General features: G+C 48.3%; 19 protein-coding genes. 9 read left to right on the top strand and 10 right to left on the bottom strand.

All coding sequences use genetic code 11. From position 1 onward, the window contains the following. The 6 genes from Q0340_RS06170 to Q0340_RS06145 all read left to right on the top strand — a co-directional run. A partial coding sequence (locus Q0340_RS06170; RefSeq protein ID WP_298082576.1) for a nickel-dependent hydrogenase large subunit occupies positions 1-1,283 on the top strand: 1,283 nt, incomplete at its 5' end. Beyond that, positions 1,280-1,819 (top strand): formate hydrogenlyase complex iron-sulfur subunit, encoded by a 540-nt coding sequence (locus Q0340_RS06165; protein ID WP_295151635.1) that lies wholly within the window; start codon positions 1,280-1,282, stop codon positions 1,817-1,819. The genes Q0340_RS06170 and Q0340_RS06165, both read left to right, overlap by 4 nt. Beyond that, positions 1,816-2,640, top strand: a complete 825-nt coding sequence (locus Q0340_RS06160; RefSeq protein ID WP_298082575.1) for an NADH-quinone oxidoreductase subunit B family protein — start codon at positions 1,816-1,818, stop codon at positions 2,638-2,640. Before Q0340_RS06165 ends, Q0340_RS06160 begins: the two co-directional genes overlap by 4 nt. After that, entirely contained in the window at positions 2,637-2,981 is a 345-nt protein-coding gene (locus Q0340_RS06155) for a formate hydrogenlyase maturation HycH family protein (protein ID WP_291936431.1), read from the top strand. The genes Q0340_RS06160 and Q0340_RS06155 overlap by 4 nt, the downstream gene beginning before the upstream one ends. After that, a complete protein-coding gene (locus tag Q0340_RS06150) occupies positions 2,981-3,433 on the top strand; it encodes a hydrogenase 3 maturation endopeptidase HyCI (RefSeq protein ID WP_291936428.1) in 453 nt (150 codons plus the stop codon). The genes Q0340_RS06155 and Q0340_RS06150 overlap by 1 nt, the downstream gene beginning before the upstream one ends. Next, positions 3,434-4,297, top strand: a complete 864-nt coding sequence (locus tag Q0340_RS06145) for a formate/nitrite transporter family protein (protein WP_005871911.1) — start codon at positions 3,434-3,436, stop codon at positions 4,295-4,297. It abuts the gene before it with no gap. Between the two features lie 282 nt (positions 4,298-4,579). Here the strand turns inward: Q0340_RS06145 and Q0340_RS06140 are convergent, their stop codons facing one another. Next, positions 4,580-5,218, bottom strand: coding sequence for a Crp/Fnr family transcriptional regulator (locus Q0340_RS06140; protein ID WP_005871915.1), 639 nt, complete (start codon positions 5,216-5,218; stop codon positions 4,580-4,582). A 353-nt stretch (positions 5,219-5,571) separates the two neighbouring features. Here Q0340_RS06140 and Q0340_RS06135 point away from each other — a divergent pair, with 353 nt between their 5' ends. The 3 genes from Q0340_RS06135 (at position 5,572) to Q0340_RS06125 (ending at position 8,876) form a co-directional block, all read left to right on the top strand. Next, positions 5,572-6,402: a class I SAM-dependent methyltransferase gene (locus tag Q0340_RS06135; protein WP_298082574.1), complete on the top strand. Its 831-nt coding sequence runs from the start codon at positions 5,572-5,574 to the stop codon at positions 6,400-6,402. A gap of 228 nt (positions 6,403-6,630) precedes the next feature. Beyond that, positions 6,631-8,043: a sodium:alanine symporter family protein gene (locus Q0340_RS06130; RefSeq protein WP_298082573.1), complete on the top strand. Its 1,413-nt coding sequence runs from the start codon at positions 6,631-6,633 to the stop codon at positions 8,041-8,043. A 146-nt stretch (positions 8,044-8,189) separates the two neighbouring features. Then, positions 8,190-8,876 (top strand): MOSC domain-containing protein, encoded by a 687-nt coding sequence (locus Q0340_RS06125; protein ID WP_298082572.1) that lies wholly within the window; start codon positions 8,190-8,192, stop codon positions 8,874-8,876. A 763-nt stretch (positions 8,877-9,639) separates the two neighbouring features. On the opposite strand, the gene Q0340_RS06120 is transcribed toward Q0340_RS06125, so the two are convergent. The 9 genes from Q0340_RS06120 to Q0340_RS06080 all read right to left on the bottom strand — a co-directional run bounded on the left by Q0340_RS06120 (position 9,640) and on the right by Q0340_RS06080 (position 16,067). Beyond that, the gene (locus tag Q0340_RS06120) at positions 9,640-10,656 is read right to left on the bottom strand and encodes a hypothetical protein (RefSeq protein ID WP_298082571.1); all 1,017 of its coding nucleotides are present in this window, start codon (positions 10,654-10,656) and stop codon (positions 9,640-9,642) included. Beyond that, positions 10,578-11,096, bottom strand: coding sequence for a hypothetical protein (locus tag Q0340_RS06115; RefSeq protein WP_298082570.1), 519 nt, complete (start codon positions 11,094-11,096; stop codon positions 10,578-10,580). The genes Q0340_RS06120 and Q0340_RS06115 overlap by 79 nt, the downstream gene beginning before the upstream one ends. A 76-nt stretch (positions 11,097-11,172) precedes the next feature. Next, entirely contained in the window at positions 11,173-11,376 is a 204-nt protein-coding gene (locus Q0340_RS06110) for a hypothetical protein (protein ID WP_298082569.1), read from the bottom strand. Between the two features lie 218 nt (positions 11,377-11,594). After that, entirely contained in the window at positions 11,595-11,972 is a 378-nt protein-coding gene (locus tag Q0340_RS06105) for a RidA family protein (protein ID WP_298082568.1), read from the bottom strand. 696 nt (positions 11,973-12,668) lie between these two features. After that, complete coding sequence (locus tag Q0340_RS06100) at positions 12,669-12,863, bottom strand: hypothetical protein (protein WP_298082567.1); 195 nt, start codon at positions 12,861-12,863, stop codon at positions 12,669-12,671. 327 nt (positions 12,864-13,190) lie between these two features. Then, entirely contained in the window at positions 13,191-13,952 is a 762-nt protein-coding gene (locus Q0340_RS06095; protein ID WP_298082566.1) for a TSUP family transporter, read from the bottom strand. A gap of 255 nt (positions 13,953-14,207) precedes the next feature. Then, positions 14,208-14,378 (bottom strand): hypothetical protein, encoded by a 171-nt coding sequence (locus Q0340_RS06090; protein WP_298082565.1) that lies wholly within the window; start codon positions 14,376-14,378, stop codon positions 14,208-14,210. Positions 14,379-14,481: 103 nt separating this feature from the next. Further along, the gene (locus Q0340_RS06085) at positions 14,482-15,270 is read right to left on the bottom strand and encodes a TIGR02757 family protein (protein ID WP_298082564.1); all 789 of its coding nucleotides are present in this window, start codon (positions 15,268-15,270) and stop codon (positions 14,482-14,484) included. Further along, positions 15,267-16,067, bottom strand: coding sequence for an RsmD family RNA methyltransferase (locus Q0340_RS06080; protein ID WP_298082578.1), 801 nt, complete (start codon positions 16,065-16,067; stop codon positions 15,267-15,269). Before Q0340_RS06080 ends, Q0340_RS06085 begins: the two co-directional genes overlap by 4 nt. Between the last annotated feature and the right edge of the window lie 191 nt (positions 16,068-16,258).

Below are 16,258 nucleotides of genomic sequence, written 5' to 3'. Positions count from 1 at the left end.
CACTTCGCAAAGACGCAATGGACTATCGCTATAGGCCTGATCCTGTAGATCATAAAGACGAGCCTAATGCAGAGTTTTTATTTCCTAGCGGCGACGGCGTAGTAGATGTTCCGCTTGGACCTCTTCACGTAACGAGCGATGAGCCGGGACACTTCAGACTATTTTGCGATGGCGATGAGATTATCGATGCAGACTACCGCTTATTTTATCAACACCGCGGTATGGAGAAACTAGCTGAAAACCGAATGAATTACGATCAGATGGGCTATTTAGCAGAGCGCGTCTGCGGAATTTGCGGCTACGCTCACGCGATTGCGTGTATTGAAGCAGCAGAGAAAGCCATCAAGCTTGAAATTCCGCTTCGTGCGCAAGCCATCCGCGTCATCTGCCTTGAGATCGAGCGCCTTCACAGCCACCTTTTAAATATCGGTCTAGCCTGCGAAGTAACGGGCAACTACAACGCCTTCATGCATATCTTTAGAGTGCGCGAGTACTCCATGGAGCTAGCTCAGCTCGTAACCGGCGGCCGCAAAACCTACGGTAACGTCATTATGGGCGGACTTCGCCGTGATATGACCGACAATGAAATTCGCAAGAGTATCGAGATCATCAACAAGCTCGACGTTCAAATTTCTGAAATTTGGGACGCCGTTATGGAGGATAAACGCCAAATCGGTCGCTGGAAGGGTGTGGGCGTATTAGATCGCAAAGTGGCGCGTGATTTTAGCCCGGTAGGCCCTAATATGCGCGGCTCCGGCTTTAAGCGCGATAACCGCTACGATCACCCTTATGATTTCTTCAACAAGATAGAATTCGAAGTAGCCGTAGAGCACGGTGGCGATGTATTCAGCCGCGAAGTCGTAAGATATAAAGAGCTTAAACAATCGATCCACATCATCAGGCAGTGCTTGCATCAAATGCCGCAAACTCCGATAATGATCGATCCACAGACTATGATCAGACCGGAAAACTACGCTTTAGGTCACGACGAAGCACCGCGCGGCGAAAACGTTCACTGGATCATGCAAGGAAACGCTCAGAAGGTTTACCGCTGGAGATGTCGCGCCGCTACGTATAACAACTGGCCGAGCTTGCGATTTCAATTCCGCGGAAATAACATCTCCGATGCGGCGCTAATCGTATGCTCGATGGATCCGTGCTACTCATGCACCGAGCGCGTAACTTTAGTCGATATTAATAGCGGAAAGAGTAAAATTCTAACCGAAAAAGACCTTAAGAAATTTTGCCAAGACGGCAAGGTTAGCAAAAAGGATTTAAGATGATGAAATTATTCGACATTACCGAAAAATATGGTAAGGCGACCTATGCTTATCCGTTTGAGCCATACATCGTGCCCGAGAATTTTCGCGGGCAGCCTGAATACACCTATGAGCTTTGCATAGGCTGTGCCGCGTGCGGTATCGCCTGCCCATCCAATGCGATTGAGCTTAAGATGAACGAAGCCCAAACTAAACTAATTTGGGAATTTGACTGCGGTCGCTGCATATTTTGCGGTCGCTGCGACGAAGTATGCCCTACGGGAGCAGTAAGGCTAGGCAATAGCTTTGAGCTAGCAGTAAAATTTGATAAAAGCGCGCTTATCCAACACGGCGAGCTTGAGATGGAGAAATGCAGCTGCTGCGGCAAGCCGATGACCCCAAAAAGGCTCATCAATTACACGCTAGAAAAGCTAAGTACGGCAAATTTGCTCCCAGGCAGATTAGAAGAAGCTAAAAAGTACCTCTATATCTGTCCTGAATGCAAAAAAGCTCAAGCGGTCGAGAGAATGACTAAAGGTATAGAGGAGGCAATAAAATGAGTTTGTATCAAGTCCCCGAAAATATTAAAAACGCAAACGATCTAACCGCAAAATTGGAGCTTTTGAAAAATATCAAACGAAGCTTCAGCGTTTATCGTATCGACTGCGGAAGTTGCAACGGCTGTGAAATCGAAATTTTTGCTTCTATCACGCCGATGTGGGATCCGGAGCGCTTCGGATTTAAACTTGTAGCTAACCCTCGCCACGCAGATATCTTAGTCTGCACCGGTCCGGTTACTCGCCAAATGTATTATCCGCTGCTCCGCGCTTATGAGGCTGCACCCGATCCAAAGATCGTAGTGGCTCTGGGAGCCTGCGGAAGTACTGGCGGAATTTTTCACGACGCATATAGCGTATGGAGCGGCATCGATAAGATTGTACCGGTAGATGTTTATATCCCCGGCTGCCCTCCGCATCCTGCTAGCATCATCTATGGTCTTGGCATGGCGCTTGGTATTATTGATCAAAAGCTTCAAAAGAAGAGCTACGAGCAAGATAACACTCTTCCGCCACCGGTCAAGAATTCAGTTATAGGCGATATTTTATTCGAGCGCGATCTGCAAGCTGAAGCTAAGAGGCTGATGAGCTATATTTTCGGAAGAGTTTTATTCGCAAAATATATGGATGCGATCAAAACCTCATCTGACGTTCACGATCCAAAAGCTTCTCGCGAGGCTCTACTTAACGCTATCCATACCGAAGAGGATCCTAGATACGCGGAGTGCATGGCACTATTGCACAACGACGTATATCTAAAATACGCCCGCGCTACGGAGGAATTTAAAATCGATCCGCAAAAAGAGGTCTGGAGCAAACGATGATTGAGGTTTTTAAGCTTACAAAGCGGCATATGGACGAAAACGAAAATTTACCCAAAGAGCTAAAAGATATCAAGGTTTTTTCCACCTGCGTCGGTCACGGCGTAGGTACGATAGATTTTAGCGAAAAGGTACTTGAGATAGACGATGAAGAATTTAAACGCATCGTCGAAAACTCGGGCGACTACGTTAAATTTAAGATCGGTAACCTAAGCAAGTATTTCGAGATTGAAATTTTTGCCGAGCACGCAGCTAAGCTAATCCCTCAGCTTTGCGAATGTGAGCTTAAAGATCTGCTAAAAAATATGCGCGAAGGATACTTCGTGCTAAGGAAGGATTTTTGATGCGAAAGGCGTTGCTTTGTATCGGCAATCCCCTTCGCGGCGACGACGACGTGGGCAATGAAACGGGGCGAATAGTCGAGGCGAACCTAAAAGACTGGCGCGTTTTTTATGGGCAGGATGTGCCCGAAAACGAATTTGCAGCACTTAGGGAATTTGCCCCTGAAATTCTAATCGTAGTAGATGCGATGAGCGGCTTTGATGAGGATAAGATCGAATTTTTTGACCTCAGCAACGATCGCGACTATATCTACTCGACGCATAACCTACCTACGCCGGTGCTTCTAAGCTATCTGCGCAAAATTTGCCCAAAGACGTTGTTTTTGGGCATTAGCGTGCTGCTAGATAACGTCCTTGATTTTAAAGAAGGACTGAGCGAGAGCGCAAAAAAAAGTGCGCAAAAAGCTTATGAGCGTATCTTAGAAATTGATTCAAATTTAAATGAGGAGGAGTAAATGTTAAATCCTGCAGAAACCGCGCAAGCGGTGTCTAGTTCGATGCAACACAAGGCGCATACCCCGCTAATTAGCATAATTTTTCTAGCTATAATGGCGGGCGCTGCAATCGCTATGGGCGATATTTTCTGGGCTCACTCGACCGTCGGAATGGCTGAAAAGCAATCTATTGGCTTATCGAATTTCATCGGTGGTATTACCTTTAGCTGCGGTCTGATGATGGTGGTTTTTTACGGTGGGCATCTATTTACTAGCTCGGTTTTAACGGGCGTACCTGCTGCCGATGGCAAATTACCGCTAGGTAAAACAATCGGCTATTGGGCTATCGTTTGGTGCTTTAACTTCGTAGGCGGCGCGTTAATCGCGTATATGTATTATTACTCAGGACTTCCGCTTAAATATGACGGCTACATCTTGCAGCACTTCATTCCTGCAGCAGCAGGCAAAATAAACGCACCTTTTCATGAGCTATTCATCCGCGGAATTTTTTGTAACGTGTTTGTATGTATGTCTATCTGGACTGCAACCAGCGAGAGCAATCTATCGGGTAAATTCTTTGCAATTATGTGGATGATCGGCGCATTCGTAGCTTGCTCGATGGAACACTGCGTGGCAAATATGTTTATCCTAACTGAAGGTATCATCGCTAAAGGCCACTATTTAGCAGCTGCTGGTGGCGATGTAAATGCTCTTGCAAGCTCGCTTCACGGTGTAACGGCAGCTCAAATAGATTCAATAAACTGGGGAAATTTCATCGTTAAAAATATGATCCCAGTTACGCTAGGCAACATCTGCGGCGGTCTATTTTTCGTAGGCTTGGTCGGATTTATGGTAAATAAATACGATATGAAAAAGAAAGACTAATCTATCGCGCTTCAGCACGATATAAACAAAATATGGCGCGGCACTTTGCCGCGCATTTTTAGTTTCTTAAATTTTAAAAATTCCGATGCGTAAAATTTCATTTGATCCAAAATTTTAGACGAAATCCTAAGCGAAATTCGGGATGAAATTCCAAAACCAAGCTCTTGATAAAAATTTTACGCTGTAAATCTAGGTAAAATCCTGCGCCTTGACTTTAGACAAAATTTCGCGCTTAAGCCGTAACGTAAGCCGCATAAATGCTTTAAAAACTCTAGCCCGAGCCTAAACACAGTAGCTAAGCAATCTGTCGTAGTCTAGGATCAAAAACTCGTGCTGACTGATTTTTTGAATTACGTTATCTTTTACAAGCTCGTTAAACGCAGTACTCGCGCTTTGGCGCTTGAGCCCTACGAAGGATGAAAGCACCTTTAGCGAAAAGGGCAAAAAGACGTATTTGTAGCCATTTTGATGAAAATTCTGCTCGTTTGCAAGCTCGATCAAAAAGCTCGCGATGCGCCCTTTTGCATTTTCAAAAAGTATAGAGCGTGTGATTTTGCGCTGCAGCAGAATTATCTCTGTTAAAATTTTTATATATGCCTCGCAAAAGCTGCGATTTGCCAAGATCTCCCCTAGTCCGCTCGCATCGATCGTGTAAATCTCGCTGTCCTCTAAAAACTCAAGCGCGCAAATTTCATTAAGAATAGTGATATTGTCCTTGTTTAGGTAGTTGATGATGAATTCTTCGCCGTCTTCAAAAAACGAAAGCTTCGCCTGTCCGCTTTTAAAAATAAAAACTTTAGGCGCCTCGCTATAAAAAACATAGCCTTTTTTGATGACTTGGTGCTCGAACATTGCAAGCTCCTCGTCGCTAAGCGTGGCGATAGCCTCGGTTTGCAGTAGTCCTAGCCGCGATTTTTCCATATAACCTCCAAAAGCTAAGAATTATACAATGAAATATTTAGACAAAGATAAAGCTGTGCGGATGAAATTTACTATCCGTACTATGGCTGCGCATCTGGGTCGCCGGAGCTAATAAATTTTATAGCTTTTAAAATTCTAAATTTTGCCCGCGCTTTGCATCGCGTAAAATTTCAAAAATTTATTGAGCCTTATGCGGCGAAATTATAGCCAAAACCCGTGGCGCGAATTTAAAATTCTGTCTTTAAATAAAAATTCATATCATTTTATTGAAATTTTATTTAGCAAGGATATAATAATGCATATTAAAAATAAGCGGTATTTTGCTCGCGATGACACCGCAAGAAAGGCACTTCATGCAAAAGTTAAATTTTAAAGATAACATCTCCGAGACGCTGCTAATCAACGTCTATATGCGCCATTTGGATTTCAAAGACGCGGATCCGATCCTAAACGATCCCTTTTCAAGCGCCGTCGTAGAGCAGATCGATTATGATTTTGCGAAATTTAACGACGCGCGCCTTAGCAAGACGGGCACGGTGATCCGCGCGAAATTTTTCGACGACGAGACGCTGCGACTCGCGGCGGAGTTCGACCGCCCTATCATCGTACAACTTGGCGCAGGGCTCGACACCCGCCCGCTTAGGCTCCAGCACGCCCTACCGAGCGCCCTATTTTACGACCTCGACCTGCCCGACGTCATCGCCATGCGCGACGCACTGCTGCCCAAAGCAAAGAACAATTTCAGCCTGCCCTACTCGATGTTAGATCACTCATGGATGGACGAGCTAGCCGCAAAGCACGGTAGCGCGGGCTACATCTTCATTTTAGAGGGGGTGAGTATGTATTTTGAAAAGGAGGAATTTAAAGAATTTTTTATCGCGCTTGCGCAAAAATTCCGCGGCTACGTGCTGAGCGACTTTATGAGCGAGTTTTCGGTTAGAAAATTCGACTCAAAGCGCCACGACGCGATGCGGCACATGCAAAACGCGCCCTTTAAAATGGGCATTAGCGGCGGCGCAGAGGTGCAGAGCTGGGAGCCTGCGCGTATCCGCTTCATAAAAGAAGCTGCAATGCTGAAAATGTATAAAAGCCACTGGAGCCTCAAAGGGCGCCTCTTTAGCCTAATCCCCGCTTTTTGCAACGCGTGCAAGATGTTCGTTTTCAAAATCGGCGGTGATGAATAGGCTTAAAAATTTCAGTTGATTGCTTTTCAAATTTCGACAGCTAAGGCGCGAATTCTAAGCTGCTTATCTGGCAAGCTGGCATGCAGAGCAAACAGCACATACCGCTTTGCTTAATGCTTGAGTAAAATTATAAAAACGCTTTAAAATTTTGCTTAAATTTACCTCGATTTATAGGAATTTAAGAGTTTTTAAAATATATTTTCGCATCTTAAATTCACGGAAAAGATCATGCAAAATTTTCTCGACAAACTCACCGCCACAATTGACGCAATCAACTCCTTTTTGTGGGGTCCGTACTTTCTAATCGCCCTACTTTGCGGCACCGGCGCGTATTTTACGGCGCGCTTGCATTTAGTACAAATTTTTAAATTTAGAATGGGCGCGCACAAGCTTTTCGGCAACTTCTCCCTGCACGGCGCGGCTGCGGGCAAAAGCGGCATGAGCTCGTTCCAAGCCGTCGCCACGGCGATCGCAGCGCAAGTCGGCACGGGCAACCTGGTAGGCGCCAGCACCGCGTTAGTGATGGGCGGACCGGGCGCGATATTTTGGATGTGGTGCGCGGCGTTTTTGGGCATGGCGACGAATTTCGCAGAGATCTGCCTGGCTCAAATTTACCGCACCAAGGACGACAGCGGACATATGATCGGAGGGCCCGCGTTTTACATCAGCCGCGGACTTAAAAGTCCATTTGCCAAGCCTTTAGCGGCGTTTTTTGCGCTAGCCATCATCTTTGCTTTGGGCTTCATGGGTAATATGGTACAGGCAAACTCCATCTCAGACGGCTTTAGCGGCGCATTCGGGATTCCGAAGTGGGTGAGCGGCGCGGCCTTAGCGCTCATCTGCTGCGTCATCTTTTTCGGCGGCGTCAAAGCGATCGCGCGCGTAGCCGAAAAGGTCGTGCCTATAATGGCGATCTGCTACGTGCTGGTGGGTCTCGTCATCATCGGCTCAAATTTCGATAAAATTCCATCCGTCATCGCGCTGATATTCAAAGCTGCGTTTGATCCATCGGCTGCTTGGGGCGGCGCTACTGGCGCTACGATCGCCACTGCGATGAGATACGGCATCGCGCGCGGACTCTTTTCAAACGAAGCGGGCATGGGCTCGACGCCGCACGCACACGCCGCGGCGAACGTCAAACACCCCGTAGATCAAGCCGTGCTCGGTATAATGGGAGTTTTCGTCGATACCTTCATCGTGCTTAACATCACCGTTTTCGTCGTGCTTAGCACCGGCGTAGTCACTTTCGAAAACGGCAAGGCGGTATTTTCGGGTATCTCGCTGGTGCAGGAGGCCTTCGGATCGCAAATTTTGGGTCGCAGCGGCGGCTACGGCTTCGTAGCGATCTGCCTGTTTTTCTTCGCATTTACCACGATTTTGGGCTGGTATTACTTCGCCGAGATCAATGTGCGATACCTCCTGGGCGCAAAATTCGTCAAGCTCTTGCAAATTCTAGTCGTCGCATTCGTATTTATCGGAAGCGTGCAAAAGATCGACCTCGTCTGGGGGCTAGCCGATATGTTTAACGGACTGATGGTGATCCCAAACCTAATCGCGATCATCCTACTTAGCCCCGTCGTCGTGCGGCTTTTGAGCGACTTTAACGACGGCAAAAGCTACGACGCGAACGACTACAAATAACGCCGCACGCTAAATTTCAAGCCCGCACTTGGAATTTAGCGCAAAATCGCTGTAAAATTTATAATTTTAAAATTCTTTTCTAGCTAAAATTCTTGCCTAAATTTTATGATCTAAGGAGAACGGATGCAAATTTTAAGGAGCAAAAAATGCCCGTTTTAAAGGCATTATTGACCGGGCAACCCCGCGCTTACGGCGACGAGCGCGCTACGCAGCCTCTAAAAAGGCGCTGGGAGACGGCGATATTCAAGCAAGCTAGAGCGGGCGAAGTGCGCGCGAATGAGCTTGGATTCGAGGGCGACGCAGTAGCTGACACGCTGCATCACGGCGGAGAGGAAAAGGCGATTTTTGCCAACTCACTACAAAATTACGCCGCGTGGGAGAGATTTTTGGGGCTTAAAAATCTAGCCTACGGCGCAATGGGCGAAAACCTCACGATCAGCGGACTACACGAGCAAAACGTATGCATCGGCGATGTGCACCGCATAGGCTCGCTGGTGCTGCAAGTAAGCCAGCCGCGCAAGCCCTGCTACAAGCTCTCGATGCGCTGGGGCAACGCGGAGATGACGGCGGAGATCGCGCGCAGCGGACTTACCGGCTGGTACTACCGCGTGCTGGAGGCGGGCTCGTGCCGCGCGGGCGACGAGATCTACGTCGTGGGACGCGACCCCGCTATGATGAGCGTGATGGAGCTTAACCGTCTATTTTACGGCGATCGCCTCGATGAAGGGTTGCTAGCAAAATTTAACCTACTTACGACGCTTACGCCAAAATGGCGCGAGGATATGCGCCGCAAGCTAGAAGGCAGCTACGACGACGGCTTTATGCGACTATGAAATTTAGCCTCGAAGCGGCGTTTTAGAACAGCAAAGCAGCGCCGCGCCTTGTTGTTTTAAAACACACTCTTGGCGCGGATTTCGAAAATACTTTCTTGCGAGCCGGCCTGCAAAATACTTTTTTGCTTGAGCATTTAAAAGATCTTTTAGGCTTTCGGTATCAGCGCGAAAAATCACTTCTTAAGTGCGAGCCGTAAATTCAGGCTAAATTCAAAACTGGAATTTTAATTTAATCCGCGCCTCACGCACGCAAACGATCTGTTCTCGCACTCTGTTTTGCAATACGATACAGGCTACAAACGGAATTAAAAACGCAAATTTAACCGCACTTAGAATTTAAGCCGCTATGAAGTCTAAATTTAATCGCACATTAAAAGCCACGCGTGCGCTCTTTGTAAATTTTAAAATTTAAAAGCGGTAAATTTAACCCCCTTGCTACGCAGCGATTTTTTCCAAAATCAAAAAGCAAACTATTTTTACTCGCACGACGCACTCATCTCGCGCATTCAGCGACGCAGCTCTTATGCTGCAAACGAGCTTTCTCAAAGCTTTGTAACGCGCGCCAAATTAGACATGTCAGATGCTTTACCAAGCACCTTTCAAAGCTCATTCATAGCGCTCGCTATAGATAGAATTTTGCGTGGAATTTTCCGCGGCGCGGCAACAATTGCGACCTTTTTAAAAAGCGTACCGCGAGAGTTTAAGCTTATTTAAATTTTCTCAAAAACGCGCGCCGTAAGGCTCAAAGTCCATTTTCACACGCTCAATCAACTACCTCGATCCCCGCATCTGCGCAGGCTTTTCGCGCCTTTTTGGATATGCTGATGCCGCTCGTTTCGATTTTTTTAAGATTTTTGAGGGGCGCAAGCTCGGCAGCATCGATGTTTTTGATATCGAAAAGCTCATCCTCGCCGTCCCAATCAGGCGCGATTTGCAGGTAAATTTCGTTTCCGCCGTCAAGATATAGCTCGCTCACCTGCTCCGCCAAATTTGCGGGGACCGGATAGTCCTTAAACCACTTTTTGGCTTGCGGCAGGGCGCCAAAGTCCGCATACGGATCGATGCCGCGCTCCTCGCAGTACTCAAACACGTCAAATTTGGGCTGTAGCAGGGCTTTTTCATACATCAGCTCGTTCATCACGGCGATTTTGAAATTGAAATTTTTAAACGCTAGCGTCTCGCCGGCCGCGCGCGGAAGCTTAAATTTATCGCTCGGCTTTCGTTTTACCTTTTTTGCCTTTTGATTGATGCAGACGCGCCCTATCGGCATTTTCGCAGCTCGCACGATATCTGCGATCTCGTCGGTGTCGCGCTTAGCGAAGCGCTCGGCAAAGTCCATCGCGCCTATGCGCTCCTGCACGGCCTCGGCTAGAGCTAGCGAGACTTCGAATTTACCAAGGCTAAGCTCCAAAAATATATATGCGCCGCGCAGCTCCTGCTCTGGCACGGCCTCAAGCGGCGGCCTGCCCTCAAGCATGAATGCGCCGCCGTAGAGCTTGCGCGGAACCTCGTGCTGCACGCCCTTTGCGACCTCAAGCATCAAAACTATCTCGGAAAGCCTCGGTTCTGCGAGCTCGTCTGCGCGCACGAAGGCGAAAATCCCCGCCTCATCCCAAAAATAGCGGCTTTTGCCCTCCCTGTCATCGACCACGCGCGGCTGCCCCAAGACTTCGTTAAGCTTAGCCAGATCAAACTCACAGTTTACGCCGCCGATGAAAACGCCGTCCTGGCGCACGTCGACGTCAAATTTATCATTTTTAAAAATGTCAAACAGTCCCATTTCGCCTCTCCTGATTTTGCGTTAAATTTCATCTTAAAATTTTTCCAAAAACCCGTAAAAATCGTCCGCGAAAAGCCTATCCTCACCCTGCGCACATATACGGGGTATTCGCACGGCGCGTCGCCTGCCTGCTCGCTCGTTATCTCTTTCGTCGCTCCGCTTGTTGCCTCGCTTGTTGTCGCGCTCGCAGCTTTGCACGTCGTTTCGGCATTTATATCGCACGCCGTATCCAGTGATCTCTCCATGCGCGCTCCGTCGTCCGATGCCCTATTTTCCGCACCGTCGGCTACCGTCGCGACGACCGTATCACGCGCCGTCGCGCTCGCAGCTTTGCCGCTCGTACTCTCCGCCGTCTTGCCGTGCGCCGTGTTGGGCGAGCCGTCCGCTATGTCGCTTGCGGGCGAAATTTTAAAATAATACTCCTCGTCCTCGAGCTGCAAAAATACGAGCTCGTCCGCGGCGAATAGCCCGTTTTTCAGATTTATCTCATACGTGTAGCAGATGTCGGCGTCGGCACTATCCGCAAACTCGGGCGGCGCGATCGTTTTTAGCTCCGTCCCCCGCCGCGCTGATGCTAGCGTATCTTAGCAGCATCTGCTTGTAGCTCGCAGGCAGCGCAAAACCGAGCTTCCGCTGCGCCTGCGCAATCCATGCGGGCTCTATAACGCTGCGCCCCGCTGCCGTGATATTTTTAGATTTTTGAATAAGTTTTTCTATCATTTTGATCCCGTTTTGAGCGAGAAATTTTAACGTCTTAGCGCACCGAACGCGCTGTTGGCATAGATCCACGGGCGTTTGGCGCAGCTTTGAAAATCTAAATTTAAAAGCGCGCACAGCTACAAAATCAAAGCGAGCCGCCGTTTAAATTTCGAGCAGCCCGCGTCTAAATTTTAACCGCAAACGCGAACTGGCAGAGTTCTAGCGATCTAAATTTAGCGCTAAGCCCTAGCCAGCGCTATTACTTCGATCTCTACAAGCGCGCCTTTAGGGAGTTTGGCGACCTGTACCGTACTGCGAGCCGGCTTGTGCTCGCCGAACGCCGCTGCGTATATCTCGTTCACCGCGGCAAAATCGCCCATATCGGCTAGGAAAATCGTAGTTTTGACGGCATCTTGCAGCGTCGCGCCAGCTTCTTTCAGGATCGCGGTGAGGTTTTGCAAAACCTGCCTCGTCTGCGCCTCCACGCCGCCCGCGACGAACTCGCCATCCGGCTTAAGCGCGATCTGCCCCGAGGTGAAGATGAACCCGCCCGCCTTGATCGCCTGGGAGTACGGTCCGATGGCCTGCGCCGCATCGGGAGTTGAAATGATCTGCATACTAAATCCTTTGTGAAAAATTTTACCCATTTTATCGCAAAATATTTTAACTTTGTTTTAGGCGACGGAATTTCGCGAGCGGGCGGGCGTGGATGCGGCGGGTACGACGGTGCAGCTAAAATTTAATAGGCAGAAAGGCGGCGGCACGGTAAAATTAATAAGCGCGGGGCGGCTAAATTTCGTTTATGCAAACACCGCAATGCGGTGAAATTTAAATGGCATGGATGGGCAAAATTTCGCCTACGATAGCAGAATGAAACGGCAAACGCAGCGGTACGGTTAAATTTATCGTGCAAATACAGCGGACAATATGGCGAGAAGCTAGCGCGGAAAGCGAGCCATGGCGGCGAAACGGCAAATTTAAAAGAGCTAACAGGCGCAACAAAACAGCGTGTGAAAGTGCAGCTAAATTTAATCGCTGAGAGTAGATTTGGTAGTACGTACGGGCGGCACGGCGAAATGATCTATGGAGCGGTATTTTAAAATTTTATGGGCATAAACATATAAAATTTCATAGCACGGGCACGATAACGCCGCGCGCTCGGCAATACGACGACTCTATCGGCGGCACCGAATGAATGCATGGCGATACGACGAAATAGATACGGACAGTACGGCTAAATTTAGCCGATGCGAATGGACGAAACTTCATCGGCATCGTTTACAGCAAATCAAATCCTTGCACCATCAAGACCATCAATGTCGCGACAGCACAACCAAGCCGCCCACGATAGTGATACGGGCGACGGGCGGTAAAAGCAGCGCCAAAATCGCCACCATCGCAGCAGAAAGAACAGCGCCGTCATAAAAAATCAGTGCGACACTGCGCAACGCAATTAAAATCCTCGCAGTAGCAAGCGCGGCAACGAAGTTGTCGATGTAGCGGAGCAATCAGCGCCACCAAAATAATAAAATCAAAGATCTCGCGACAAGCGAGGCCTACGACGTAACGCCAATAGAATCAATATCGCAGCAGCGGGAAATTAGCGTAGTCGCGACAAGATCAGCGCGAAGCTACGATAAAATCAACGCCATCGAAGCGAGACTGGTGCAACTCTACAGCAAGATCTGCGCTACTGCGGCAGCAAGATCAGCGTCATTGCGGCAAATCGGCGAGGGCTCATAAAATTTTACGCGAAATTTTATACGAAATCCTGTATAAAATTCTATGATTTTGGCTTGAGATTAGCCCGCGATCGGTCCTCAATCAATCTGTAATCAATTTGCAATCAGTCCGTAAAGTAGCTTTAAAATCGTAGCGGCAACAACGAGCAGAAGCATCTTGCGCACTAATTTTACGCCGCATCGCATCACTAGGCTTGAGCCCGCAAAGCTGCCCGCGATCTGTCCGACCGCCATCACCGCTCCGACGAGCCATAAAATTTGCCCACCGATGATAAAAACGCCCAAAGAGACGATGTTTGAGGTGAAATTTAAAACCTTCGTGTATGCGACCGCCTTTTTCATATAAAGCCCTAAAATTCCTACGAGCGCAAACGTCCAAAACGAGCCTGTACCGGGACCGAAAAACCCGTCGTAAAAGCCCAAAACAAGCCCGAAAATCGCGTAAAAGCTATTTTTTGACATCTTGGGTTTGGCGGGCGCTTCGCCTAGGTTTGGCGAAAAAATCATATAAAAGAAAAGCACCAGCAGCAGGATCGGAATGAGGTAGTTTAGGAATTTCGCATCTATTAGAAGCAGGACATAAGCGCCGACGAGTCCGCCTATGAACGTAAAAATCACGCCCCGCAAGATCTCCGCAGCATCGACATAGCCCTTGCGGATGAAATTTAAAGCGGCGGTGAAGCTTCCGAAGCTGCCTTGAAATCTATTTGTGGCGATCGCTACATGCGGCGGGATGCCCACGGCAAGCAGCACAGGCAGCGAGATCAGTCCGCCGCCGCCCGCGATCGAGTCTATAAATCCGCCGAAAAACGCCGCCGCAAAAAGCACCGCAAACTGCCAAAGCTCAAGCTCCATCTTTGTCCTTTTTTCAAATCACGCAGGCACGCGCTATGAACGCCTGTCAGAATTCCGTACAATTACGATCACAAAACCGCCCATGCACCGCAAAGTGCATACGAGCACCTGCTAGAATTTCGTGAAATCCTATAAAATTTCGCGGAATTATATCGGATTTTGCCGCGCCTCTCTGCTTAAATTTTATGAAATTTATCGCGCGATTGCCGTTTTAGTTCCATGCAATTTATCGCGTCGCGCACAAGCTGCAAAATTTCATAAAAATTTAAGTAGCACAAGGCTGTGGAATTTTACCGAAATTCTACAAGATAGCCCTATAAATTTCGCGCAGCTCTCCGTGAAATTTGCAGAATTTATGAAGCGATCTTTTGCTAAAATTTTATGAAATTTCGGCGCTCTGTATTTAAGGCGCGCGGCAAAATCCATAAAGCCAGCCCTACTTATGCGGCAGCACAGCACAAAATTCCGCCGCGCAATCACGCTAAAGCTTCATAAAATTTCATCACGCGTACCAGAAAAATTTCGCCAATTATTCTGCAGTTTTGTTTAAATTCGCGCTTAGTTCGGGTAAAATTTTATCTATCTCGCCGCTCTGTCCGAGGCGATACAGCGCGAAGTCGTATTTGATGGGATCGCTCGGATCGAAGCGCCTTAAGCTTTGCGTAAGCTGCAAAACCGCCTCAAAATCGTAACTCTTGCGATCGATCAGCCCAAGCTTAAGCGAAACTTTATGCGTATGGGTATCGAGCGGGATGAGGAGGCGCGATTTTTCGATCTTTTTGTACAGCCCCAGATCGATGTCGCTGTCGCGCACCGCCCAGCGCAGGAAAAGATTGTAGCGCTTATACGGCGACGTGGGCTTTTGCGCAAAGCCTCGACCGAAAAAAAACTCATACCCCGGGCTGCGGTAGGGATTTAATTTGTAAATTTCGCCGATTAAAAAATTTATTCCGTCTTCGATCCGTCCGCTTTTTTGCATACCGCAAAGCACGCTCTCTTCGATGCTAAGGCTACTTTTAAGCCGTTTTAAAGTTATAAAAATTTCAGCGACGTCGCGCGGGCTTTGAAATCTATATTTTTTGCCCGCAAGCTCCGTACTAATACGCTCATCGCTCCCGTCTAAAAGTGAAAAATCAAGCGAGCGGAGGAATTTTAAAATTTGAGCCGCGCTCCCATAAGCAAACAGCGCGCAGATGAGCGCTACGACGTCGTTTCGATGTCCCTTTGCGACCTGCAGCGGATCGGGCGCGCCGAAAAGATCCGCGTCGCAATTTTTCAAATCGGCGTAGTAATCTAAAATTTGCTTTAAGCTTTTCATTTTGCGTAGTAACTCATCGTCGTAGCGCCGAATTTGCGCGATTTAAGCAGCGCGAAATCGCCGATTTTAGGCGGCAGCTCAAGCTCGCTCATATGCTCGATCGCGATTAGCAGCTCGCACTGCACGGAGCCTAGGCGCGCTATCAGCGCCAGCACTCGCTCGTAAATCTCGCCAAAGCCCTGCCTGATCGCAAACGGCGGATCCAGATAGACAAACACTCTGTGCGCGGGATCGGAGACGAAATTTTCACTAGAATTTACGGTATGGCTCTTGCTTGAATTTGCGACAGAGCATTCGCCTAAATCGTTTGCGGCAGCACTTTCGCCTAAACTGCAGGCAAAATTTTCGTGGGAATTAGCGGCGAAATTTTTTCTTGAACCGCGGGTTAAATTTACGCTTGGGCGTGAATTTTCTCTGCACTTGGGGCTAAATTTGCCGTCAGAATTCTCAGCAGAATTTTTTCTTGAATCATAGATGAAATTTGCGTTTGAATGTAAATTTTCTCCGTAGCTAGCGTTAAAATTTTCGCCTAAATTTAAGATTTCTTTCTCTTCGCAGCTCGCGCCTAAGCCCGTACCGCGATTTGCGTCAAAATTAGAGCTCTCGCCGCATTTTGAGCTTAAATTTACGTTGCAATTAACGGTCTCGGTGCCGCTCGCGTCGTATTTCGAAGCGCAGTTATCGTCAAACCTTTCGCTAAAGCTCACAGCGTCCGCAGCTAGCGAATTCACGCAGTATTTTATACTAGAAGCACCCGCATAATCGCCAATCTGAGCACAACCGCCAAAGCTCTCCATGCCTGCGCAATCAGCATTTGTACCGCTCTGCGCGCCATTTTGCGCGCTGTCAAGCACACTGCTTCGCGTGCCGCATTTAGCTAAATTTTTTACGCCGCTTTGCGTGCCGTCTTCCACTTTTACGCTTTGCGCGGCGCGGTATCCGTCCTCGCCCTGCTCTACGCTACTAAAGCTTTTGCGGCAGCTCTCTT

Origin of the sequence: uncultured Campylobacter sp. (assembly GCF_938045595.1) — a bacterium.
Taxonomy (GTDB): Bacteria; Campylobacterota; Campylobacteria; order Campylobacterales; family Campylobacteraceae; genus Campylobacter_B.
The sequence above is the reverse complement of the archived record's forward strand: the minus strand, read 5'-3'. Positions and strand labels throughout refer to the sequence as shown.

Excerpts from the sequence above, each read along its gene's own strand:
- Q0340_RS06130 (WP_298082573.1), top strand. The coding sequence starts at position 6,631 with ATGCAAAATTTTCTCGACAAACTCACCGCCACAATTGACGCAATCAAC.
- Q0340_RS06105 (WP_298082568.1), bottom strand. The coding sequence starts at position 11,972 with ATGCAGATCATTTCAACTCCCGATGCGGCGCAGGCCATCGGACCGTAC.
- Q0340_RS06120 (WP_298082571.1), bottom strand. The coding sequence starts at position 10,656 with ATGGGACTGTTTGACATTTTTAAAAATGATAAATTTGACGTCGACGTG.
- Q0340_RS06125 (WP_298082572.1), top strand. The coding sequence starts at position 8,190 with ATGCCCGTTTTAAAGGCATTATTGACCGGGCAACCCCGCGCTTACGGC.
- Q0340_RS06135 (WP_298082574.1), top strand. The coding sequence starts at position 5,572 with ATGCAAAAGTTAAATTTTAAAGATAACATCTCCGAGACGCTGCTAATC.
- Q0340_RS06085 (WP_298082564.1), bottom strand. The coding sequence starts at position 15,270 with ATGAAAAGCTTAAAGCAAATTTTAGATTACTACGCCGATTTGAAAAAT.
- Q0340_RS06165 (WP_295151635.1), top strand. The coding sequence starts at position 1,280 with ATGATGAAATTATTCGACATTACCGAAAAATATGGTAAGGCGACCTAT.
- Q0340_RS06150 (WP_291936428.1), top strand. The coding sequence starts at position 2,981 with ATGCGAAAGGCGTTGCTTTGTATCGGCAATCCCCTTCGCGGCGACGAC.
- Q0340_RS06095 (WP_298082566.1), bottom strand. The coding sequence starts at position 13,952 with ATGGAGCTTGAGCTTTGGCAGTTTGCGGTGCTTTTTGCGGCGGCGTTT.
- Q0340_RS06145 (WP_005871911.1), top strand. The coding sequence starts at position 3,434 with ATGTTAAATCCTGCAGAAACCGCGCAAGCGGTGTCTAGTTCGATGCAA.
- Q0340_RS06140 (WP_005871915.1), bottom strand. The coding sequence starts at position 5,218 with ATGGAAAAATCGCGGCTAGGACTACTGCAAACCGAGGCTATCGCCACG.
- Q0340_RS06155 (WP_291936431.1), top strand. The coding sequence starts at position 2,637 with ATGATTGAGGTTTTTAAGCTTACAAAGCGGCATATGGACGAAAACGAA.
- Q0340_RS06090 (WP_298082565.1), bottom strand. The coding sequence starts at position 14,378 with ATGGATTTTGCCGCGCGCCTTAAATACAGAGCGCCGAAATTTCATAAA.
- Q0340_RS06110 (WP_298082569.1), bottom strand. The coding sequence starts at position 11,376 with ATGATAGAAAAACTTATTCAAAAATCTAAAAATATCACGGCAGCGGGG.
- Q0340_RS06080 (WP_298082578.1), bottom strand. The coding sequence starts at position 16,067 with ATGGAGAGCTTTGGCGGTTGTGCTCAGATTGGCGATTATGCGGGTGCT.
- Q0340_RS06160 (WP_298082575.1), top strand. The coding sequence starts at position 1,816 with ATGAGTTTGTATCAAGTCCCCGAAAATATTAAAAACGCAAACGATCTA.